General features: G+C 60.4%; 22 protein-coding genes. 2 read left to right on the top strand and 20 right to left on the bottom strand.

All coding sequences use genetic code 11. The annotated features are described in order from the left end of the window. Positions 1-214 precede the first annotated feature (214 nt). From KZO25_RS06230 to coxB, 15 genes are all read right to left on the bottom strand, one after another. Positions 215-1,930: a Na(+)/H(+) antiporter subunit D gene (locus KZO25_RS06230; RefSeq protein WP_066448941.1), complete on the bottom strand. Its 1,716-nt coding sequence runs from the start codon at positions 1,928-1,930 to the stop codon at positions 215-217. Positions 1,931-1,970: 40 nt separating this feature from the next. Continuing rightward, positions 1,971-2,282: a hypothetical protein gene (locus KZO25_RS06225; protein ID WP_223136297.1), complete on the bottom strand. Its 312-nt coding sequence runs from the start codon at positions 2,280-2,282 to the stop codon at positions 1,971-1,973. 22 nt (positions 2,283-2,304) lie between these two features. Then, the gene (locus tag KZO25_RS06220; protein WP_316935524.1) at positions 2,305-3,789 is read right to left on the bottom strand and encodes a proton-conducting transporter membrane subunit; all 1,485 of its coding nucleotides are present in this window, start codon (positions 3,787-3,789) and stop codon (positions 2,305-2,307) included. Further along, entirely contained in the window at positions 3,786-5,273 is a 1,488-nt protein-coding gene (locus KZO25_RS06215; protein WP_066448951.1) for a monovalent cation/H+ antiporter subunit D family protein, read from the bottom strand. The genes KZO25_RS06220 and KZO25_RS06215 overlap by 4 nt, the downstream gene beginning before the upstream one ends. Next, positions 5,273-5,626, bottom strand: coding sequence for a cation:proton antiporter subunit C (locus tag KZO25_RS06210; protein ID WP_066448954.1), 354 nt, complete (start codon positions 5,624-5,626; stop codon positions 5,273-5,275). The genes KZO25_RS06215 and KZO25_RS06210 overlap by 1 nt, the downstream gene beginning before the upstream one ends. Beyond that, positions 5,626-6,045, bottom strand: coding sequence for a Na(+)/H(+) antiporter subunit B (locus KZO25_RS06205; protein WP_066448958.1), 420 nt, complete (start codon positions 6,043-6,045; stop codon positions 5,626-5,628). Before KZO25_RS06205 ends, KZO25_RS06210 begins: the two co-directional genes overlap by 1 nt. Beyond that, the gene (locus KZO25_RS06200; RefSeq protein WP_066448961.1) at positions 6,042-6,584 is read right to left on the bottom strand and encodes a DUF4040 domain-containing protein; all 543 of its coding nucleotides are present in this window, start codon (positions 6,582-6,584) and stop codon (positions 6,042-6,044) included. Before KZO25_RS06200 ends, KZO25_RS06205 begins: the two co-directional genes overlap by 4 nt. Before the next feature lie 23 nt (positions 6,585-6,607). Continuing rightward, entirely contained in the window at positions 6,608-6,937 is a 330-nt protein-coding gene (gene mnhG, locus KZO25_RS06195) for a monovalent cation/H(+) antiporter subunit G (protein WP_223136296.1), read from the bottom strand. After that, complete coding sequence (locus KZO25_RS06190; protein ID WP_066448967.1) at positions 6,934-7,221, bottom strand: monovalent cation/H+ antiporter complex subunit F; 288 nt, start codon at positions 7,219-7,221, stop codon at positions 6,934-6,936. The genes mnhG and KZO25_RS06190 overlap by 4 nt, the downstream gene beginning before the upstream one ends. Further along, positions 7,221-7,703: a Na+/H+ antiporter subunit E gene (locus KZO25_RS06185; protein ID WP_066448975.1), complete on the bottom strand. Its 483-nt coding sequence runs from the start codon at positions 7,701-7,703 to the stop codon at positions 7,221-7,223. The genes KZO25_RS06190 and KZO25_RS06185 overlap by 1 nt, the downstream gene beginning before the upstream one ends. Positions 7,704-7,856: 153 nt before the next feature. Then, positions 7,857-8,735 (bottom strand): DNA/RNA non-specific endonuclease, encoded by an 879-nt coding sequence (locus KZO25_RS06180; protein ID WP_066448977.1) that lies wholly within the window; start codon positions 8,733-8,735, stop codon positions 7,857-7,859. A 95-nt stretch (positions 8,736-8,830) separates the two neighbouring features. Next, complete coding sequence (locus KZO25_RS06175) at positions 8,831-9,106, bottom strand: Lrp/AsnC family transcriptional regulator (protein WP_043510462.1); 276 nt, start codon at positions 9,104-9,106, stop codon at positions 8,831-8,833. Between the two features lie 103 nt (positions 9,107-9,209). After that, positions 9,210-9,560, bottom strand: coding sequence for a hypothetical protein (locus KZO25_RS06170; RefSeq protein WP_262488867.1), 351 nt, complete (start codon positions 9,558-9,560; stop codon positions 9,210-9,212). Then, positions 9,557-12,088, bottom strand: a complete 2,532-nt coding sequence (gene ctaD / locus KZO25_RS06165) for a cytochrome c oxidase subunit I (RefSeq protein ID WP_223136294.1) — start codon at positions 12,086-12,088, stop codon at positions 9,557-9,559. The genes KZO25_RS06170 and ctaD overlap by 4 nt, the downstream gene beginning before the upstream one ends. After that, positions 12,085-13,047, bottom strand: a complete 963-nt coding sequence (gene coxB / locus KZO25_RS06160) for a cytochrome c oxidase subunit II (protein WP_262488866.1) — start codon at positions 13,045-13,047, stop codon at positions 12,085-12,087. Before coxB ends, ctaD begins: the two co-directional genes overlap by 4 nt. Before the next feature lie 135 nt (positions 13,048-13,182). Here coxB and KZO25_RS06155 point away from each other — a divergent pair, with 135 nt between their 5' ends. Further along, a complete protein-coding gene (locus tag KZO25_RS06155) occupies positions 13,183-13,647 on the top strand; it encodes a DUF2231 domain-containing protein (RefSeq protein WP_223136292.1) in 465 nt (154 codons plus the stop codon). Between the two features lie 54 nt (positions 13,648-13,701). On the opposite strand, the gene KZO25_RS06150 is transcribed toward KZO25_RS06155, so the two are convergent. Both KZO25_RS06150 and KZO25_RS06145 read right to left on the bottom strand, forming a co-directional pair. Further along, complete coding sequence (locus tag KZO25_RS06150; RefSeq protein ID WP_066451655.1) at positions 13,702-14,121, bottom strand: CopD family protein; 420 nt, start codon at positions 14,119-14,121, stop codon at positions 13,702-13,704. 35 nt (positions 14,122-14,156) lie between these two features. Further along, positions 14,157-14,651, bottom strand: a complete 495-nt coding sequence (locus tag KZO25_RS06145; protein ID WP_066451653.1) for a methylated-DNA--[protein]-cysteine S-methyltransferase — start codon at positions 14,649-14,651, stop codon at positions 14,157-14,159. A 189-nt stretch (positions 14,652-14,840) separates the two neighbouring features. On the opposite strand from KZO25_RS06145, the gene KZO25_RS06140 reads away from it, so the two are divergent. Then, entirely contained in the window at positions 14,841-15,155 is a 315-nt protein-coding gene (locus tag KZO25_RS06140) for a high-potential iron-sulfur protein (RefSeq protein WP_043510453.1), read from the top strand. Between the two features lie 90 nt (positions 15,156-15,245). On the opposite strand, the gene KZO25_RS06135 is transcribed toward KZO25_RS06140, so the two are convergent. The 3 genes from KZO25_RS06135 to KZO25_RS06125 are packed head-to-tail and all read right to left on the bottom strand — an operon-like array spanning position 15,246 to position 20,047. Further along, positions 15,246-16,799, bottom strand: coding sequence for a SpoVR family protein (locus tag KZO25_RS06135; RefSeq protein WP_066451651.1), 1,554 nt, complete (start codon positions 16,797-16,799; stop codon positions 15,246-15,248). Between the two features lie 17 nt (positions 16,800-16,816). Continuing rightward, positions 16,817-18,100, bottom strand: a complete 1,284-nt coding sequence (locus KZO25_RS06130) for a YeaH/YhbH family protein (protein WP_066451646.1) — start codon at positions 18,098-18,100, stop codon at positions 16,817-16,819. A gap of 24 nt (positions 18,101-18,124) precedes the next feature. Next, positions 18,125-20,047: a PrkA family serine protein kinase gene (locus tag KZO25_RS06125; protein WP_066451644.1), complete on the bottom strand. Its 1,923-nt coding sequence runs from the start codon at positions 20,045-20,047 to the stop codon at positions 18,125-18,127. Positions 20,048-20,463 lie beyond the last annotated feature (416 nt).

Raw genomic sequence — 20,463 nt, 5'->3', positions numbered from 1 at the left:
TGCTAGTATCCGTATGGATGTGGAGGTTCAAGTCCTCTCCTGGGCACCACTGCTTTTTTTCAAGTACGCGTCATGCAAGCTGTTAATGCCGATAGCACCAAAAGGAAGTGACCCAAGAAACCGCGACCAATCGCGGTTTTTTTGTGCCTGTCAATCGCTGCTTCAGGCTGCCTCCCTGCGAAGAGCCGCTACTTCGACCTCACTCAGACTGCGCTCAGATGTAATAGAGCAGCAGGGTAACCGTCAGCAAAACAGCCACCCAGAGCACCATACTGCCGGTAGGCCAGGTGCGGGCCAGAATGCCCTTTGGGCCATGAAATCGCAGGGCCTGGGCGACGATGCTGCGCAACGGCCAGCGCATGGCATCGAGCAGGTTGCGCCACACGGCCGTGACGTGACGGTGAATGACGCCGACGGCGCGTGGTGCCGCTACACGATAGAACCAATCCGTGTCGAGGGTGATCTTGTCCTTGGGCGCCATGAACCTCAGCAGGACGAAAAAGACCAGGCCGACGAACGAGAGTAACTGCAGGTCCCAGAAGACATGAGCCAGCGTATAGGCGTTGTAGCCGACCGGCTGATGTGGAAGCATCTGGTACAACCACTGGGGGTTAACGCCGATAAAAAGGCAGAAGAAAGCCGCAATTCCCATGGCAATCAGCATATTGGTCGGTGCCTCACGAGGCCGCAGTCCGCTATCGCGTCCCATGAAGGCAAACCAGGGCAGCTTGAGCCCCACGCTGAGGAAGGTGCCTGCCGACGCCAGTGAGAGAACCAGCCAGACAAGTGCCGCTCGCTGGTCGGCATAGGCCTCGAGGATCATTGTCTTGCTGACAAAGCCGCTCGTCAGCGGCAGCGCTGAAATCGAGAATGCCGCAATCATGTAGAACATGAACGTCAGCGGCATGTGGCGGTACAGCCCTCCCAACTCGGTCAGCTTCGTGCGGCCGGTCATATGGATAATGGCACCGGCACTCATGAACAACAGGGCTTTGTAGAGGATATGGGTGTAGGCATGGGCTGCGGAGCCATTGAGGGCCATCGCGGTACCCAGGCCGATGCCGGCCACCATGAAGCCGACCTGACTGATGATGTGATAGGCGAGCAGCCGGCGAATATTGTTGGCCAGCACCGCATAGGTGACCCCCCAGAGTGTCATCAGAGTACCCAGCCAGATCAGCAGTTCGGTTTCGGGAAACCCGCGGATCAGGGTGTATACCGCCGTCTTGGTGGTAAAGGCGCACAGAAATACCGCTCCGGTCACCGTGGTTTCCGGATAGGCATCGGTGAGCCAGGCGTGCAGGGGCGGCACCGCAGCATTGATGATGAAACCAAGCAGGATCAGCCAGAATGCAGGGCTTCCGGCCTCAATGGCATCGAAGCTCAGACTCCCGGTCTGCGTGTAATAGATCACGATACCGGCCAGCAGCAGAACGCCGCTGACCGCATGTACCATCAGGTAGCGGAAACCGGCAGCAAGCGAGGCGGCCCGGCGATTACGCCAGATCAGCCAGACCGAGGAGAGCATCATCAGCTCCCAGAAGACATAGAGCGTGACGAGATCTCCGGCAAACACCACGCCCATGGCTGAGCCCGCGTAAATCAGAGCGGCCGTATGCTGGATGGTGTCACGCACGTGCAGCGCATAGATGGCCCCCACCAGGGCCATGATGGCAAATACATGGGCGAACACCAGACTCAGCGAATCGACCCGGCCCAGGGTCATCTGCATATTCAGAAATTCAAAGCTGCCATGAGTACCGGGAGTACTGCCCAGCACCGCGACAAGAGCCAGCCCGGGTGCGGCCAGGAGCACCAGCTTCTGCGCCCCGCCACGCAGAACCGCCACCAGCAAGCCGCCCAGGATCAGCACCACGGAGGGTGAGAGCCATTCGATGAAAGGCCAGTTGATCACGAACCACTCATGCATGACGGCTGTTCCCTCAATGGTTGGCTAAATCCAGCTCGGCTCAAGACAAGTCGTCTCTACCCCGTGCCTTGGTGGCTTCATCGAGCGTCCGGTAGGGCGCCAGCTCATTGTCATAATACGTCTCCCGGCGATAGACCAGCCCCAGGCCCAGCGCCTTGGCCAGGCCGATGAGGATAAGGCATGCCAGCACCCCAAACAGGGCGCCGAATCCGCCCCATGTTTCCCAGGGAAAGCGATCGTAGCCGGTGGCGATCAGTAGATCGGCGATGACCAGTACCGCCATGGCGGCCAACATCCCCCGTTTCAGCCAAATGGCATTGCGTACCAGCAGGTCGAGCAGTTTGACTAGCATGTGTCCCCCTGTGGATCCCGTATCAACTGACGAAAAGTCCACCAAGCATGGCGCGCAGCGAGTCCGCCGCCAGGAATAGTGCCATGCAACTGAGCGCGGTGATGCAGAGAGGTACCACGCATAGCAGCGGCGCCTCACGGATCCCGACCTGCCCCGTATCTGCATCCTTCGGCGGCATCAGAAATGCTCTGACTACCGGCCTCAGGAGATAGGCGATATTGAGCAGGGTACTCAGCATAATCACCAGGACCATCAGAAGTTGCCCGCTGTCGGCCGCCCCAAGCACCAGATGCCATTTGCTCCATAGCCCGCCCATGGGAGGCACGCCGATCACCGCCAGCGCTCCCAGCAGATAGGCGCCCATGGTGATGGGCATCCGTCGCCCTAGACCGTCCATCTCGCTGATATTGGTCTTCTTGCTTGCCACGTAAATGGCGCCGGCACAGAAGAACAGCGTGATCTTGCCGAAGGCATGCATGACGATATGCATACCGCCTCCGATGGCAGCCAACTCATGGGCGAGCATTGCACCGAGTGTGATATAGGAGAGCTGACTGACGGTGGAATAGGCCAGTCGGGCCTTGAGATTATCTTTCTGCAGGGCCACCAGCGATGCCGACAGCAAGGAGAAGGCGGCGATATACATCAATAGTTCCGCACTCCAGAGCTCGCGGAGATAATCCTGGCCGAAAATGTAAGTGCTCACCTTGAGTACGGTAAACACGCCGGCCTTGACCACCGCCACGGCATGCAACAGGGCGGACACAGGAGTCGGGGCCACCATGGCGGCAGGCAGCCAGCGGTGAAACGGCATTAAGGCAGCCTTGCCGATACCGTAGACATAGAGCAGCAGGAGCAGCGCTCCCAGGCCATGGCTGACATTACCCTCCATGATCCCGCCTTCGGTGAAACTCAAGGAGCCGGTCAGCCACCAGGTGGCAACGATTGCCACCAGTTGGAACCCGATGGAAGTACCGAGTAGTAGTCCCAGGTAGGTACGCGCCCCTTTCTGGGCTGCCCGGTTGCCTTTGTGTGCCACCAGCGGATAGGTGGAAAGCGTCAGCACCTCGTAGAAAATGAAAAGCGTGAACATGTTCTCGGCAAAGGCAATTCCCATGACCGAGAACAGTGCCACGGCGAAACAGGCGTGAAAGCGTGTCTGCTTGCTCTCCCTGGCCCCGCGCATGTACCCAATGGCGTACAGCGAGGTGATGATCCAGAGACTGGAGGCCACCAGAGCGAAGATCATGCCGAGCGGCTCGGCCTCGAAGGCCATGCTCAGGCCGGGCAAGAGCTCAATCAGGGTGATGGCCGGTCGCTCGTCCGCCAGAACAGCAGGCAATATCTGCAGGACCGTGATGAACAACAGCACGGCAACGGCCACCATCAGACCATCACGAAGATTGGGACGGCGGCCACTCAGCGCAATCACCACCGCACCCACCACGGGGATAGCCAGGGTGAGCGGAATCGCCATAGCGGCTTCCATGAACGGGAACGGACTCACCGGTAACCTCCCATCAATGTCTCGGCGGCACGCTCGGCCAGGCCCACCGGCAGGGAAGTCTCGATACCGAAGTAGAGGCAAGCGAGTGTAAGAAACCAGGTGGGAAGGAGCAGCGACAGGGGCGCCTCACGCACCTGGATTCGCCTTAGCGGTGCACGAAAAAAAGCCACTTCCACGACCCGCCAGACGTAGAGCAAGGCCAGCACGGACGTACCCAGCAAGAAGACCGCAATTGGCCAGAGCCCTCCGTCCAGAGCCGCGAGAATCAGATGCCACTTGGTGACGAAGCCTGCTGTCAGCGGGACACCGATGAGGGATAGCCCTGCAATGACGAAGGCCGTCATGGTCCAGGGCATCCGCTGCCCGGCCCCCGTCATATGCACAAGTGAAACGCCGCCAAGGCGATAGGCAATACAGCCCAGCGCCATGAACAGAGCTGCCTTGGTAATCGCGTGGTTGAAGAGGTGCAGTACCGAGGCCATCAGCCCCAGCGTACTGGCAAAGCTGATGCCCAGAATGATGTAGCCCACTTGAGCCACGCTGGAGTAAGCAAACATGCGCTTGATATTGGTATGGAATATGGCAACGATGGAGGGTATCAGGATGCCGAGCATTGCCAGCGGCATCAGCAACAGATTCATTTCGAGTTCATTGAAGCTCAGCTCATAGCCAAACACGCCGAAAATGAAGCGCATCAGCACATAGATGGCCACCTTGGTTGCCGTCGCGGAAAGGAACACCGTGACCATTGACGGGGCAAAGGCATAGGCATTGGGCAGCCAAAGGTGTAGCGGAAAGAGTGCCAGCTTCAGCGAGATCCCAACCACGATAAAGGCCAGCGCAGCACGCACTGTTCTGGTGTCGTTGACTTCCGGCAGCCTCACGGACAGGTCCACCAGGTTCAGGGTGCCTGTCATGATGTAGAGAAAGCCGATACCGATGAGCAGGAAGGTAGTCCCGATCGTTCCCATCATCAGATATTGATAGGAAGCCATCACGGCCCGACGCTCGCGACCCGTGGCGATGAGCGAATAAGACGCCAGGGCGGCAATCTCGAAGAAGACGAAGATATTGAAGGCATCACCGGTGATGGTGATGCCCAGTAGCCCACAATTGGCCAGCAGGAAGGCAGCATAGAAGAAGCAATGCTTGTCCTCTCGAACCTCATTCGCCACGCTGAGCCGTGCGAAAGGCATGACCACCGCGCTGATGAAACTGATCACCAGCAGAACCAGGATATTGACCGCGTCCACCCGGTACTCGATCCCCACCGGCGGCAACCAGCCTCCCATATGGTAGGTGACGACGCCTTCAGCCTGGACACGGATCAGCAACAGAAGGGTAATGGTCAGGGTCAGCCAGCTTGTCAGGGTGGCAGTCGCCCAGGCAGCACGTGGCGAGCGGGCCATGAGCATCACCAGCGGTGCCACCAGCATGGGAACAATGACCTGGAGCGCCGGCAAATGAAGCTGAACCAGCCCCATCACTGCGCCTCATCCTGAGCGTGGATCTCGTCCTCCTCGATGGTGCCGTAGAGCTCATGAATGCGCACCACCAGGGCAAGCCCCACGGCGGTCAGGGCCACACCGACCACGATCGCCGTCAAGATGAGCACATGAGGCAAAGGGTTGGAGTAATCGCTCACGCCCTCTACATAAATCGGTGCGGTCCCCCCATCCAACTTGGCCAGGCTGATGAAGAAGATGAATACGGAGGTCTGAAAAATATTCAGTCCTACGATCTTCTTGATCAGGTTGCCTTGGGCAATAACGATGTAGAACCCCACCATCATGAGCACCACAACGACCCAATAATTATAAAATCCAATCCACTCCATTACTCCCGCTCCCGGCCGGCAAAGGCATAGAACAGGGTGAGGGCAACAGCAGCAACGGTAATGCCCACGCCTAGCTCGATGCCGATGATCCCAAGGGTTTCGCCTGCCTGATCATTCGCCAGCAGAACCTTGTATTCCAGAAACTGTCCGCCCAGCAGAATGCAAGCCAGGCCGAAGCCGATATAGAGAAGGACGCCGAAGGCGGCCAGGAACCGAGCCACCTCTGGGGGGATGGCATCCTGCGCCACATCCAATCCGAAGATGAGGCTGAAGATGATGAAGCCCGCTGAGAAGATGATGCCCGCCTGGAAGCCGCCTCCGGGGCTGTACTCTCCATGGAACTGGATATACAGCGCATAGATCACGATGAGTGGAATCATGATCTTGGTAACGATCCGCAGCACGATGTGATGTTTCACGAGCGGCTCTCCCTGCTCCCTGGCTTCTTCTGGCGTCGCTTCCGCTGTCGGGCCCGGCCGCTACCGATCACCAGGATTACCGCCACGGCTGCGGTTAGCACGACCACTGCTTCGCCCAGGGTATCCAGTCCCCGGTAGCTGGCCAGTACTGAGGTCACCATATTGGGTATGCCGATTTCCTCCACCGACTGCTGGGTGAAATGCGGCGCCAGATGGGTATGCGCAGGAGCCTGGGGATCACCAACCTGGGGCATGTCCAGTGTTCCGTAAATGAGTGCCCCCCCCGTGATCACGACCACCACCAGAGCCAGCAGGCTCTGGCGCGTAATCCGGACTTTTTCTTCACTGGTGGTCAACGCCAGCGTGGCCAGCATGAGAATGATCATGATCCCGGCACCGACGGCCGCTTCCGTCAAAGCAACATCAACGGCGTCGAGCATCACGAACAGGGAAGCCGCCAGCAGGCTGTAAATACCCGTGAGCATGATCACCGCGAAGAGGTTGCGAATTCTCACCACGGCAACCGCCACCAAGGCCATGAAGGCCAGCAGCAGGAGGTCAATTAAGGCTGCGATGACTCACTCTCCTTGTCCGAACGCCAAGGGGACAGCTTTCTCTGACGAGCCGCCTTGGTCAGTGCATGGCTTGCAGCAGGCGCCGTGAAAAACAGGAATACCAAGGTAAACAGCAGCTTGGCGACCACGCTCAGGGAGTCGGATTGCAGCATAAGGCCGCCCAGAATCAGAATCATGCAAAGGGTGTCGGTCATCCCGGCTGCCTGGATTCGGGAGTAGAAATCAGGAAAGCGAAGCACGCCGATGCCACTGATTATCACCAGGATAGCGCCGCTGACCAACAGGAGGCCGCTAAGCAGATCCAGGACCAGGCTCATGGCTTCTCCTCCTCACTGCGCCTTTGCGAAGCGCCGAAACGTCCCGACTCGAAGAACTGCAGGACGGCCACAACACCGATGTAGTTGAGCAGCGCATAGACGATGGCAATGTCGATGAACTCGGGGCGACCGACGATGAACCCAAGCAGGGCAATGAGTAGCACCGTAAGGCTGCCGACGACGTTCACCGCGAGGAGGCGGTCGAACAAAGTAGGGCCGAGGTAGGCGCGGATCAGCGCGCAGCCTATGCTGAAAAGAACGGCCAGTGCGATGGCAACCAGCATCAAGACTCTCCCTCCAGCCGGGTTACCCGACGGTCCATTTCCCCACTCAGCACGCCCTGCTCGAGCTCCTCGGTCAGGGCGTAGAACCAGACTTCCTGCGCGCGGACATAGACAGTCACCGTACCAGGCGTCAGCGTGATGGAGTTGGCGAGAAAAACCCGGCCCAGATCGGTTTTCTGAGTGGCCTCCAGACGACAGAAACGAGGACTGAGGCTCTTGCTACCCCTGATAATATGACCGGCCACTATCAGATTGGCCTTTACCACTTCGATGAGCAGCCAGGGCAGGTAAGTCAGGATAGGGAGCAGCAAATGGATGGGATGCCCTTCTCGGTCGAGAATACGCATACGATATGCCAGGTACACCGTGAGGGCGACGGATACAATGCCCAGCGGGACAAGAATGGCATGGGTTAACTGACCGGAGAGCAGCAGCCAGACGGCGGCCATGATGACTGAAAGGCTAACGGCGTACTTGAGCACGTTGAGCTCCTTGTATAACCCGGGCGTGTTAGCTCATAAGTTGCATTTATCCTGCCTGATTCGGCTCCCATATGGCATGCCGTGTAATTAAGACTTTATATTGAATCACCCCACAATGCCTGATCCATATCAGATTTAAATAAAAATGGCAGGTCAAAAGCGAGCAGGTTGACGGGCCACTTCCTCCAGAGCCCAGCCCTCGGCAACAATCTCACCTTCCAACACGTCAGCAGCTTCCTCCGGCAACCGCGGGAAAAAATTGAGCCCGGTACGTGCCTCCACCTCATTGATGCTCACCAGATAGTCGTCCAGCGGCTCGTCGCCGCGCACATCCTGGGGCATGATGAAGGCCAGCGCCATGGGCTCCTCGGCCGGTACCACAACGATCTTGTAGAAAGCCTCGGGAATCTCGACCAGTCCCACCCGGTTGGTCACGTTGTCGAAAAAGCGCTCGGGAAAGACCGGGCCGGTGATCACCTGCACCACACCGAAGCGTGGCACGAAGTGATCGATCACCACCTCTTCCAGCCGCTGCCAGAGGCGGCGGTTGAGGTCCGGCCGCTGCGGCGAGATATTGCTCATCAGGAACGACTGCTGCTGGGCCTGGCGACCGTGAACTACAGCAATCGCATAGTTGGGCGCCAGGTGCCCCCGGTCATAGCCGCTGCCGGAATAACTGTCCGCCGCAACCGGCCAGAGTGTGCGCCAGTCGCGACGAAAGCCAGGCCTGTGCCCGGCGCTCGGGTCGTCTACCTCGTGCAGCAGGTAGCTGACCCACAGCGGATTGACCCTGATATCGGACCAGCCGACAAGAAAGCCGTCGTTGCGCAGCACGCGGTGTACGGTCAAGGGCGTCAGGGCTTCCCAGGTCGGAACTCCCATCCAACTCAACTGATCGCGATACGCCTGCTCCTGGGTGTACCACAGCCCGCTGCCGACAATGACGAAAACGAGGGTGATACCGAACTGCCGGGTGCGAGAGCGCCAACGTGACAAGGGCGAGCGCCGGCGGCGGGAACGTGCTAGAGCCATGAGTCGATCCGAATGGTGCCACTGCCGGCACACATCGGCACCGGCACTTCAGTCAGTAGCCAAGATGTTCAAGGCAATGGGAAAGCAAACCCTGATTACCAGCCCAGCGAGAACATGGTTTCCAGATCGTGACGGGAATGGACTTGCATGGCGTTGAGGGTCTCGGTGTCGCGAATGCCCTCGACGGCATTGAGGCGCTCGGTAACCAGCTCGGCCAGGCTCTCGAAGTCCCGCGTGCGGGCGATCGCCACCAGATCATAGCGGCCACAGGTCGAATAGACTTCGCTGATACCCTCGACATCGGCGAGACGCTCAGCCACCGCCTTGACCTGCCCCTTGTCGGTGTTGATCAGGATCACGGCATTCTGCATCGGGAACTCCCCCTGGATCTGGAACGTCCTGCGGCAAGTGCATTGCCGCGACCTGGCGCGAGTATAGCAGGCTCGCCACGGCGGCTGTATCGTCGAGCCGAGCCTACAGGCAAGGCGGCAGGAACACGATGGGATAGCCGACGAACAGGGTGCCGCCTGCCGTGAACAGGAAGACACCGGCCGACACATAGGCGAAGTAGCACTCGCGGCTCAACTCGGCCTTGCGAGCAGCAGCGACACTGGCCCAGGCCAGCCACAGCAGTAGCGCCGTGGTGACCAGAGTGGCCACCCCGACGCTGATGTTGATGCCGGTTAACATGTCGCGCGCAGGCTCGGGCGGCGCAACCGAGCAGGCCACCGAAAGCCCGGCGTAGATCCCCACGAACCAGAGACTCCAGATGGTCAAGCCGCTGACCATGTGGATCGGATGGGTCAGGCTCAACAGACGTCTCATGACGCTCTCCCCAGCACGGTCGGCAGCACCCATATGGCCACGAACAGGGCCCAGTAGACGACCAGGTGGTAATACCAGAAGCGTATGACGACTACCGGCTCTATCGGAACCTTGGCGCTGACGAAGCCATAGCCGACCCGCAGCCCCTGCAGCAGGCAGAGAATTGCCCCCAGCAACGCATGGATCAGCACATAGAGCAGCGCCACCAGCAAAGTGGCATCGTGGGCGGTTTCGGTGGGTGCCAGCTGAGCCTGCCAGATCACGACCATCAGCAGCGCCGATTGCAAAGCGCCGAGCCCGCCCGCGAGATACATGCCTCCGCCGAGCCCGGCGTCGATGCCCCGCCGCAAGCGGCGCACCAGCTTGGCCAGCCAGAACGTCCCCAGGGTCAGCGCAATACCCCCCGCCACCAGCATGGGCAGGGAGAGCGGCGAGGTTTCAGGCATCTGCCACTCCGGTGCCACGGTCCACAGGTAGAACCAGCCGAACAGCAGCGACAGAAAGAGCGAGCCATTGGCCAAGTGGGAGACCGACATGCACCATACGCCAGGCCCGTTCATGGTGTGGTAATGCAACGGTGGGTCGCTGGGCGCCATCGACGCCTCGGGCGCCTTGCCGGGGTGTGCCCCGTTTTCCCATGACCAGCGCAGCAGCAGCACGACAGCTACCAGGGTTGCGATGGCCCCTATCCAGTAGATCCGGGTCAACAGGCTGATACAGACGACGGCGATGGCCAGCGCCGCGAACAACGGCCACCAGGAATTGCTTGGCAGGTGGATGGTCTCACGCAGCTTGCCGGTCAGGGCATCGCTGCCCCAAGTCTCGCGTCGACCGTGCTGGATGTTGGCCAGGCCATGCTGCCCCTCGTAGATGGTGCGTGAAAGCTCGGGATTCTCCCACAGCGGGTGGCGCGTCTCGACCTTCGGCAGGCTGACGAAGTTGTAGGCCGTGGGCGGCTTGGGCATGGCCCACTCCAGGGTATCGGCGCCCCAGGGATTCTGAGGCGCCTTCTTGCCGAAGCGAAAGTGGAGCGCAATATCGAGGATCAGGAGCGCCACGCCGATGGACATCATGAACCCGCCGATGGAAGAGATCAGGTTGTAGAGGTCCCAGCCCATGGCCGTATCGTAGGTGAAGACTCGCCGACGCATGCCCAGCAGCCCGGTCCAGTGCATGACCAGGAAGGTGACATTGAAACCGAGGAAGATCAGCCAGAAGCTCCACTTGCCCAGCCGCTCCGAAGGCATGCGCCCCGACACCTGGGGCAGCCAGTAGTAGAGGCCGGCCATCAGCGGAAAGAGCATGCCGCCCACCAGCACGTAGTGCATATGGGCAACCACAAAGTGGGTGTCATGCACCTGCCAGTTGAATGGCACCAGCGCCAGCATGACGCCGGTCAGCCCGCCCAGCACGAAGATCACCAGGAAGCCGACGATCCACAGCATCGGCAGTGACATTTTCGGTCTGCCCAGCCACAGGGTCGAGAGCCAGACGAATATCTGGATGCCGGTGGGAATCGCCACCAGCATGCTTGCCGCCGAGAAGAAGGCCAGTGCCAGCTGCGGTATGCCCAGGGTGAACATGTGATGCACCCAGAGCCCGAAGCTGACGAAGCCCATGATGATGATCGCCGCCACCACCCAGCCGTAGCCGACAATGGGCCGCCCGGCGAAAACCGGAATAAGAGTCGAGACGATGCCCGCCCCTGGGAGGAAGATGATGTAGACCTCCGGGTGACCAAAAAGCCAGAACAGGTGCGCCCACAGCACCGGGTCACCGCCGCCGGCCACCTCGAAGAAGGGCATTCCCACGGCACGTTCCAGCTCCAGCAGGATGCTGCCGAGAATCAGCGGTGGAAAACCGACCACTATCATCAGCGCCATCGCCAGGATGTACCAGGCGAACAGCGGCATCTTGTGCAGCGCCATGCCCTGGGTCCGCGTGCGCAGAATCGACACCACCAGCTCGACGCCTGCGGAGAGCGCCGATATCTCGACGAAGGTAATCCCCAGCAGCCAGAAATCGGAGCCGGGACCAGGCGAAAAGTCCCCGCTGCTAAGGGGGGTATACATGAACCAGCCGCTGGCGGGCGCCATCTCCAGGATAAGGCTGGAGAACAGGATGATGCCGCCGAACAGATAGCAGTAATAACCGAAGGCGGTGAGTCGCGGGCAGACCAGATCCCGTGCCCCGATCATCTTGGGAATCATGTAGATCGCCAACCCCTCGAGTATGGGAATGGCGAACAGGAACATCATCACCGTGCCGTGCATGGTGAAGACCTGATTGTAGATCTCCGGCGACATGAAGTCGTTGTCAGGAAAAGCCAGCTGGGTGCGAATCAGCATCGCCAGCAGGCCCCCGATCAGAAAGAAGATCGCCCCGGTGACCATGAAGCGCAGGCCGACGGTGGTATGGTTCACCACGGTCAGTGCGCGCAGCCCCTTGGGATTGCCCCAAACCTCATCCATTCCCTGTTGCAGCCGCCGGACTTCGGGGGACAGCGTCGCATCCTTGATATCGCTCATGGTTCCATCGTCTCCAGCCAGGCTCCGATATCCTGCAGTGTCTCGGTGTCGATATGGTTATGAGGCGGCATCCTGTTGCCGGGTTTGAGCGTCTGGTGGTGCTCCAGCCAATAGGCGATAGCCCCCTCCTGCATGGGCAACACACCCGCGCCCAGCGTAGGCCGAGAGCCGATGTCCGTCAGATCCGGTCCGACCATGGCATGGGGCAAGTCGTCGTCAACGAGCTCCTGGGGGAAACCCTCCACCGTGTGGCAGGCTGCGCAGTGCTCGCCGAAGGCTTCTCGCGCCTCGTCGAACCCCTCTTGCGGCTCTCGCGGGGCACGGCGCTCGGAGAGCCAGGCATCGTAATCCTCGCGCTCCATCGCCTCGACGTGGAGCAGCATCCCCGTGTGCTGGGTACCACAGAATTCCGCGCACTGGGCGCCGAAGACGCCGGGCTCATCGGCTTCGAGGCGGATGGTGGTATAGCGCCCCGGCACCATGTCCCGCTTGCCACCGAGCCGCGGTATCCAGAAGGCATGGATCACGTCGGCACTCACAAGTCGAAAGTCGACTGGCTCGCCGGCCGGCATCACCAGTCGGTTGGCGGTAACCACATCAGGCTCGCCGTTCTCGCCGGGATAGCGAATTTCCCACCACCATTGGTGCCCGACCACCTCGATGCGTTCGGCTTCTCCCTCGGGGAGGGGCAGCGGTATCATTCCGCGACCGGTAGGAGCCGCGAATACCAGCAGGGCAACAATGCTGACAAGCGGCAGCAGGATGCCGCCGCCAATCACCCAGCGCAGCATGATGCGCTGCTCCTCCCGCGGTGTTCGCTGTACCGGCTCGCGTCGCCGGAAGGTATAGAGCCATAGCACGAAGAGAACCAGCGCAACGACCACGCTGACACCGAGCATGGCCCACCATACCCAGAACTGGGCACTGGCCGCCGGGCCGGCCGGGTCGAGGATCGACATCTCACCAACACAGCCTGTCAGCAGTCCCAGCAGCGCCAGGATCCCGACGGGGCGTTGCCATGAGCGGTTGACCCGATGCCTTACAGGGCGTTGAATGCCAAAAAGGGCAACGAAACCATCGCAAAGGACGCGACTATGGCTGAACAAACAAGACGCTCGATCAAGAGCCGAGCCGCCATCGCCGGACATCCCCTGCACCCGGTCATGATCCACTTCCCTATCGCCTGCCTGATGCTGGTCGTTGCGAGCGATGGCGCCTTTCTCTATACAGAAGACCTGTTCTGGGCCCGCGTCAGCCTGTGGCTGGCTGGGATTGGCGCTCTGGGAGGTTGGGTCGCCAGCATTGCCGGCCTCATCGATCTGATCACGGTGAGACGCATACGCCAGATGATTCTCGGCTGGTGCCACGCCATCCTGGCAGTAATGATGCTGTCGCTGGCCTCGCTCAACTGGCTGTGGCGCTTCAAGGATCCCGTCGACCTGTTGCCCTGGGCCGTGGGGTTGACGCTGATGACGGCAGGGCTGATCGCCCTGGCCGGCATCCTCGGGGGCATGCTCGTCTACGACGAAGCGGTAGGCGTCGAAATCGACGACAAGTGAAGCAAGCCGTGCTTGGCGGGTCGCGTGGCGCATGGTCACTCTCCTTGTCATGCCTCAGTCGAATGGCTTGCCGAGCACAAGCACCAGTACGGCCAGCATCAGTGTTGCCGCCATGATGGCCACCAGCGCGCTTGCCGGCATCAGCCCCCTCAGGTGCTCCTGCTCGAGACGCACGATCAGCCAACCACATAGCACGTGACAGAAAACCATACCCGTCACCGCCGCCAGCTTGAGTACCAGCCACCCGCCGGTGAGCTGTCCGACGATGAACAACAGGGTTCCGCTCATGATCGCCAGCAGGGCGAATGGCGTTGCAACATGGGTGAAGAGAAAGCGAAGAATGACCGGTGCGGGTGCATGAAAGGACGAGCCAACCCGCGGCTTGGCACTGGCCATCAGCAGCGCGGGCAGGTAAAGCAATGTGCCACACCAGCAGAGCAGGGTGGCGATATGCAGGATCTTGATCCACGGCATGGCAGCATCCTTGCAGTTGCAGTGTCTGCTTCACCCTACCTAGGGTAAGAAGGAGTTGCCAGCTTCGCCGAACTCTCCATTGATAATAGAGAGTCCTTGAGTGCCTGCCCACCGCTGTAGCTGCCCAGCCCATCGGCGGCCACGACCCGATGACAGGGAATGAGCAGCGGGACGGGGTTGGCCAGCGCCGCTGCCGATACGGCTCGTGCCGCCCCCTCGTGGCCCAGCCGGTGGGCCAGCTCCCCGTAAGTGCGGGTTTCGCCGTAGGGAATGCGCAGCAGCGCCGACCAGACATCCCGCTGGAAGTCGCTGCCACCCGGCGCCAGAGAGAGGCTGAAACTGCGCCGGCGGCCGGCCAGATACCCCTCGACCTGTTCTCGGGCTTCTGCCAGCGCAGCGTCATCCCGGCGCGCCTCTGCCGGGTCCGGCTCGTCGTCGGCCGCCACAATCAGGCAACTGACCTGCTGCTGCTCGTCGGCTTCAATCAGAATGTCGCCCATGGGCGAAGCAAATCGGGTAAAGATCGGCATGGCGTCCCCTCCGTCGGTTCAAGAAAGTCATCCTGACTGTATGATCATAGCGAACTCATCGGGCTCAATCCTGTCGCACACTAGGTGGGCGGGCGCATGCCAGCCCATTGGTCGTGGCTACGATAGCCCGGTAACGGAGCTATCATGCCAGGCACCGATAACCCAGGACCGTGACGAAAAGGAGTATCCATGGCCAATCAGAGCCGCCGTGACTTCATGCGCAACAGCTTGCTCGGTGTAGCCGCCCTGCCTCTGGGGGCCGGTATCCTGTCGAAACAGGCCTTTGCCCAGACGCTGCCCCGGCTGGACCCCAACGACGAACAGGCCCAGGCGCTCAACTACGTCGAAGTGGCCGAGGAAGCCAGCGATCATCCTGCCTTCGAGGAGGGTGAGTACTGCGACAACTGCATGTTTTACGAGCCGGAAACCGAAGGCTGTCAGCTGTTTCCACAGAACAGTGTCGAGCCTCGAGGCTGGTGCCAGTCCTGGGCACCGATGGATTGAACCGCTGGCTCGATGCTGGACAACAGGCGCCTGTTCGGGCGCCTGTTCTTGTTGGCGTTCGGCCACCCGTCTGCCTGCCAGCCGTCTCCGTCACTTCGCCTCCTCGTCCGGTAGCGGCCATTGAAGCCGCCGCCCCACCGAATCGTCATCCATGATGGTCTCCAGTCGCACGGGGAACCCCCACAGCTGATACAGGTGGCGTAGCACCGGATAGACGCTGCGCCCCAGGGGACGGCGGCCATCCTGCACGTGATGCAGCGTCAATGAGCGGTCGCCGCGGATATTGGCAGCATGGACCTGTATATTGGGCTCGCGCACGGACAGCGCATATTGAGTGGCCAGGGCATCCCTGACACGCCGATAGCCCCGTTCATCGTGTATCGCCGTCACTTCAAGCATTTCATCCTGATCGTCATCCACGACGGTGAACAGCTTGAGGTCTCGGATCACCTTGGGTGAAAGGAACTGCTGGATGAAGGATTCGTCCTTGAAGTTGCGCATCGCGAAATGCACCGTTTCCAGCCAATCCCCACCTGCCGTATCGGGAAACCACTCGCGGTCCTCGTCGGTGGGGTTTTCGCACATGCGCTTGATGTCGCTGAACATGGCAAACCCCAGCGCATAGGGATTGATGCCACTGTAGTAAGGGCTGTCGAAGTCCGGCTGATTGACCACCGCCGTGTGCGACTGCAGGAACTCGAGTATCAGACCTTCATCGACCAGGCCATCATCGTAGAGACGATTCATCAGGGTATAGTGCCAGAACGATGCCCAGCCTTCGTTCATCACCTGGGTCTGCCGCTGGGGATAGAAGTACTGGGCCAGCTTGCGCACGATACGAACGATTTCGCGCTGCCAGGGGGCCAGCAGCGGCGCGTTCTTCTCGATGAAGTAGAGCAGGTTTTCCTGGGGCTCCGGCGGATAACGCCCCCCTTCGCGAAGGCCAAGCGGATCTTCGCCATCGTCCAGTGACCCCGGCAGGGTATCGCCAACCGGCCGATCGGGAATGGTACGCCAGAGCATATTGACCTGGGCCTGCAGGTACTCCTCGCGCTCCGTCTGGCGCCTGGCCTCCTCTTCGGCGGATATCGGTGAAGGGCGCTTGTAGCGATCGACGCCATAGTTCTGCAGCGCATGGCAGGCGTCCAGCAGTTGCTCCACTGCCGTCACGCCGTGGCGCTGCTCGCAGTCGGCCACGTACTTGCGGGCAAAGACCAGGTAATCGACGATAGAGCTGGCATCGGTCCAGGCGCGGAACAGGTAGTTGCCCTTGAAGAAGGAGTTGTGGCCGTAGCAGGCGTGGGCCATGACCAGCACCTGCATCATCAGGGTATTCTCCTCCATCAGGTAGGCGATGCAGGGGTCGGAGTTGATGACCAGCTCATAGGCCAGCCCCATCTGGCCACGCCGATAGGCCTGTTCGACCGCCAGGAACTGCTTGCCGAACGACCAGTGGTGGTAGCCCACCGGCATCCCCACGCTGGCGTAGGCGTCCATCATCTGTTCCGTGGTAATGATCTCGATCTGATTGGGATAGATATCCAGGCGATACTCATCGGCCAGGCAGGCCAGCTCTCGCTCATAAGCTTCCAAAACCTCGAAATTCCAGTCGGAGCCAGTAGCAATGGGCTTGCGTCGGGTCATGTTGCCTCCTGTCCGCATCAATGGGCGGTGCGACGCTTGAACAGCTCGCGGAAGACCGGGTAGATATCGCCGGCCTCGACGATCTGGCGCATGGCAAATCGGTCGGGGAACTCGTCGGCCACCGTCTCGTACTCTTCCCATAGCGCCTGGTGGGCATGGGGCGTGATCTCCACGTAGGTGTAGTACTGCAGCCGTGGCATGAGGGACTTCATCAACTGCTCCCGGCAGGTGATGGAGTCGTCGTCCCAGTTATCGCCGTCCGAGGCCTGGGCCACGTAGAGGTTCCACTGCCCCGGTGGATAGCGGTCAGTAATGATCTCGTCGACCAGGGACAGGGCGCTCGACACGATGGTGCCGCCGGTCTCCCGTGAGTAGAAGAACTCCTCCTCGTCGACCTCCTTGGCGGCGGTGTGGTGGCGCACGAATACCAGCTCGACCTTCTCGTAGTTACGCTCCAGGAACAGGTAGAGCAGCAGGAAGAAGCGCTTGGCAATATCCTTGTGGGCCTGGGTCATGGACCCCGAGACGTCCATGACACAGAACATCACCGCCTTGCTCGACGGCTGGGGCTGATTGATCAGGTTGTTGTAGCGCAGGTCGTAGGTGTCGATGAACGGCACCGCCTCCAGTCGCTTCTCCAGGCGCTCGATCTCGGCCTTGAGCTCGGCAATGCGCGCCGGGTTGCGCAGCACCGGATCCTTGCCCTCCTCCAGGTCAAGCGCCTCCCGTGCCTCGCGCAGCGCCCGCCGAATGGGCGCGCGCATGGCGATCCGCCGGGCATAGGCCTCGCGCATGGAGCGTACGATATTCATGCGTGCCGGCACGCCGTCCCGGGAGACCCCCGCTCGCACCGGCCGCACCTCGTCGAGATCCACCAGCGCCTTGCGCTCAAGGTGTGGCAGCTCCAGTCCGTCGAAGACGAAGTCGAGGAACTCTTCACGACTCAAGGTAAAGGCGAACTCATCCGTGCCTTCACCCTGGTTGGAGGCTCCCCCCTCCCCCGCGCCGTCACCACCACCGCCGCCACCGGGGCGGCGCAGACGGTCGCCTTCGACGAATTCCTTGTTACCGGGACTGACGATGGTGCGCTTGCCGCCAGGGCCATGCTGGAACACCGGCTCGGAGATGTCGCGTGCCGGAATCGACACCTTCTCTCCACGCTCCATGTCGGTGATCGAGCGGCGGTTGACCGCCTCCTCCACCGAACGCTTGATATGCGTCCGGTAGCGGTCGAGGAAACGCTGCCGATTGACCGCACTCTTGTGCTTGGCATTGGCACGTCGATCGATGAAATAGGTCATGGTGACCTCCCAGGCCAGCGCCGGTTACTGCGATTTACGCACGCGCAGATACCACTCGGAGAGCAGCCGTACCTGCTTCTCGGTATAACCGCGATCCTTCATGCGCTCGACGAAGTCCTCGTGCTTCTTCTGGTCTGCCGTGGACGCCTTGGCATTGAAGGAGATCACCGGCAACAGCTCCTCGGTATTGGCGAACATCTTGTGCTCGATCACACCTCTGAGCTTCTCGTAGGACTGCCAGCTGGGGTTCATGCCGTTGTTCTGGGCACGCGCCCGCAACACGAAGTTGACCACCTCGTGACGGAAGTCCTTGGGGTTGGAGATGCCCGCCGGCTTCTCGATCTTCTCGAGCTCCTCGTTGAGCGACTGGCGATTGAAGAGCTCCCCGGTCTCGGGGTCTCGGTACTCCTGATCCTGGATCCAGAAGTCGGCGTAGGTCACATAGCGATCGAAGATGTTCTGGCCGTACTCGGAGTAGGACTCCAGGTAGGCGGTCTGAATCTCCTTGCCGATGAAATCCACGTAGCGCGGCGCCAGGAACTCCTTGATGAAACGCAGGTAGCGCTCGAAGGTCTCCTTGGGCAACTGCTCCTGTTCCAGGCGCTGCTCGAGCACATACAGCAGGTGTACCGGGTTGGCGGCAATCTCATGATTGTCGAAGTTGAACACCTTGGAGAGGATCTTGAAGGCAAAACGCGTGGACAACCCGTCCATGCCCTCGTCGACACCAGCCGCATCGCGGTATTCCTGGATCGACTTGGCCTTGGGATCGGTGTCCTTGAGGTTCTCCCCGTCATAGACCCGCATCTTGGAATAGATACTGGAGTTCTCCGGTTCCTTCAGCCGCGAGAGCACCGAGAATTGAGCCAGCATGCGCAGGGTGTCGGGGGCACAGGGAGCCTGGTCGAGAGACGAATGCTCGAGCAGCTTCTTGTAGATATTGATCTCTTCGGTAACCCGCAGGCAGTAGGGCACCTTGACGATGTAGACGCGGTCGAGGAAGGCCTCGTTGTTGCGGTTGTTGCGGAAGGCCTGCCACTCGCTCTCGTTGGAGTGGGCCAGCACGACACCTTCGAAAGGTATGGCTCCCATGCCCTCGGTAGGGTTGTAGTTGCCTTCCTGGGTAGCGGTCAGCAACGGATGCAGCACCTTGATAGGTGCCTTGAACATCTCGATGAACTCCATCAGACCCTGGTTGGCCTTGCACAGGCCGCCGGAGAAGCTGTAGGCATCCGGGTCGTCCTGGGAGTAGAGCTCCAGTTGGCGGATGTCCACCTTGCCCACCAGGGAGGAGATGTCCTGGTTGTTTTCATCACCCGGCTCGGTCTTGGAGATGGCGATCTGGTTGAGGCGGGACGGGTAGAGCCTGACCACCTTGAACTGGGAAATGTCGCCGCCATACTCCCTCAGCCGCTTGGAGGCCCAGGGCGACATCACGCTCTTCACGTAGCGCCGGGGAATGCCGTACTCCTTCTCGAGCAGCTCGCCATCTTCCTCGGGAGAGAATAGCCCCAGGGGCGACTCGAATACCGGCGAGCCCTTGATGGCGTAGAAAGGTATATGCTCCATCAGCAGCTTGAGACGCTCGGCAAGCGAGGACTTGCCGCCCCCCACCGGCCCCAGCAGATAGAGGATCTGCTTGCGCTCCTCCAATCCCTGGGCGGCATGGCGAAAGTAGGCGACGATCTGCTCGATCGCCTCTTCCATGCCGTAGAATTCAGCGAAGGCGGGATAGCGACGAATCACCTTGTTGGAGAAGATCCTCGAGAGCCTTGAGTCCTTGGCAGTGTCGATCACCTCGGGCTCGCCGATTGCCTGGAGCATACGCTCGGCAGCGCTGGCATAGCCCATGGGGTCTTCACGACACAGCTCAAGGTATTCCTGCAGGGACATTTCTTCCTGCTGGACACGAGAGAAGCGGTTCTGCACATGATCGAAGATACTCATCGAAGCCTCCTGTTTGCCCACCCTGATGGTCACCGCCACACTCGATGACCTTACCGGGTTACTCATCAGCCTAGTCAGCTTCCGGCGGAGCGGCCGGGGAACTGTCAACGCAGTGAATGACTACTCAATGAGAACGCAGGAGTTGCAGAGGGTTCGATGAAGGAATCTATTCTGATTTAACGATGGATAGACGCAATGCGTGAGTCAACGCCTCACCAGGCTGGCAAGCGCAGCGAAGACCACCTCCGCTGGATGTCGCGCATCAGCGGGACCTTTCTTCACGTTAGCCCAATATTCAGCGCCCGGTTCAACGCAGACGCTTGCCCAGCCCCCTGGTGCCGGCCAAAACAGAAGACTGATTGACGTCCGTCGCGCTTTCGCTGACCGGGCGCAAGAATGACCTTGATGACGTGGCA

This window comes from Halomonas sp. ANAO-440 (assembly GCF_019915905.1).
Lineage (GTDB): Bacteria > Pseudomonadota > Gammaproteobacteria > Pseudomonadales > Halomonadaceae > Halomonas > Halomonas chromatireducens.
This window is presented reverse-complemented; position numbering and strand designations above follow the sequence as displayed.

Coding starts and splice junctions, on each gene's coding strand:
- KZO25_RS06145 (WP_066451653.1), bottom strand. CDS start 14,651: ATGCCGATCTTTACCCGATTTGCTTCGCCCATGGGCGACATTCTGATT.
- KZO25_RS06210 (WP_066448954.1), bottom strand. CDS start 5,626: ATGGAGTGGATTGGATTTTATAATTATTGGGTCGTTGTGGTGCTCATG.
- KZO25_RS06140 (WP_043510453.1), top strand. CDS start 14,841: ATGGCCAATCAGAGCCGCCGTGACTTCATGCGCAACAGCTTGCTCGGT.
- KZO25_RS06150 (WP_066451655.1), bottom strand. CDS start 14,121: ATGCCGTGGATCAAGATCCTGCATATCGCCACCCTGCTCTGCTGGTGT.
- KZO25_RS06170 (WP_262488867.1), bottom strand. CDS start 9,560: ATGAGACGTCTGTTGAGCCTGACCCATCCGATCCACATGGTCAGCGGC.
- coxB (WP_262488866.1), bottom strand. CDS start 13,047: ATGTCGATCCTCGACCCGGCCGGCCCGGCGGCCAGTGCCCAGTTCTGG.
- KZO25_RS06175 (WP_043510462.1), bottom strand. CDS start 9,106: ATGCAGAATGCCGTGATCCTGATCAACACCGACAAGGGGCAGGTCAAG.
- KZO25_RS06180 (WP_066448977.1), bottom strand. CDS start 8,735: ATGGCTCTAGCACGTTCCCGCCGCCGGCGCTCGCCCTTGTCACGTTGG.
- KZO25_RS06230 (WP_066448941.1), bottom strand. CDS start 1,930: ATGCATGAGTGGTTCGTGATCAACTGGCCTTTCATCGAATGGCTCTCA.
- KZO25_RS06130 (WP_066451646.1), bottom strand. CDS start 18,100: ATGACCTATTTCATCGATCGACGTGCCAATGCCAAGCACAAGAGTGCG.
- ctaD (WP_223136294.1), bottom strand. CDS start 12,088: ATGAGCGATATCAAGGATGCGACGCTGTCCCCCGAAGTCCGGCGGCTG.
- KZO25_RS06200 (WP_066448961.1), bottom strand. CDS start 6,584: ATGGCCTTGGTGGCGGTTGCCGTGGTGAGAATTCGCAACCTCTTCGCG.
- KZO25_RS06190 (WP_066448967.1), bottom strand. CDS start 7,221: ATGCTGGTTGCCATCGCACTGGCCGTTCTTTTCAGCATAGGCTGCGCG.
- KZO25_RS06215 (WP_066448951.1), bottom strand. CDS start 5,273: ATGGGGCTGGTTCAGCTTCATTTGCCGGCGCTCCAGGTCATTGTTCCC.
- KZO25_RS06155 (WP_223136292.1), top strand. CDS start 13,183: ATGGCTGAACAAACAAGACGCTCGATCAAGAGCCGAGCCGCCATCGCC.
- KZO25_RS06135 (WP_066451651.1), bottom strand. CDS start 16,799: ATGACCCGACGCAAGCCCATTGCTACTGGCTCCGACTGGAATTTCGAG.
- KZO25_RS06225 (WP_223136297.1), bottom strand. CDS start 2,282: ATGCTAGTCAAACTGCTCGACCTGCTGGTACGCAATGCCATTTGGCTG.
- KZO25_RS06125 (WP_066451644.1), bottom strand. CDS start 20,047: ATGAGTATCTTCGATCATGTGCAGAACCGCTTCTCTCGTGTCCAGCAG.
- mnhG (WP_223136296.1), bottom strand. CDS start 6,937: ATGAGCCTGGTCCTGGATCTGCTTAGCGGCCTCCTGTTGGTCAGCGGC.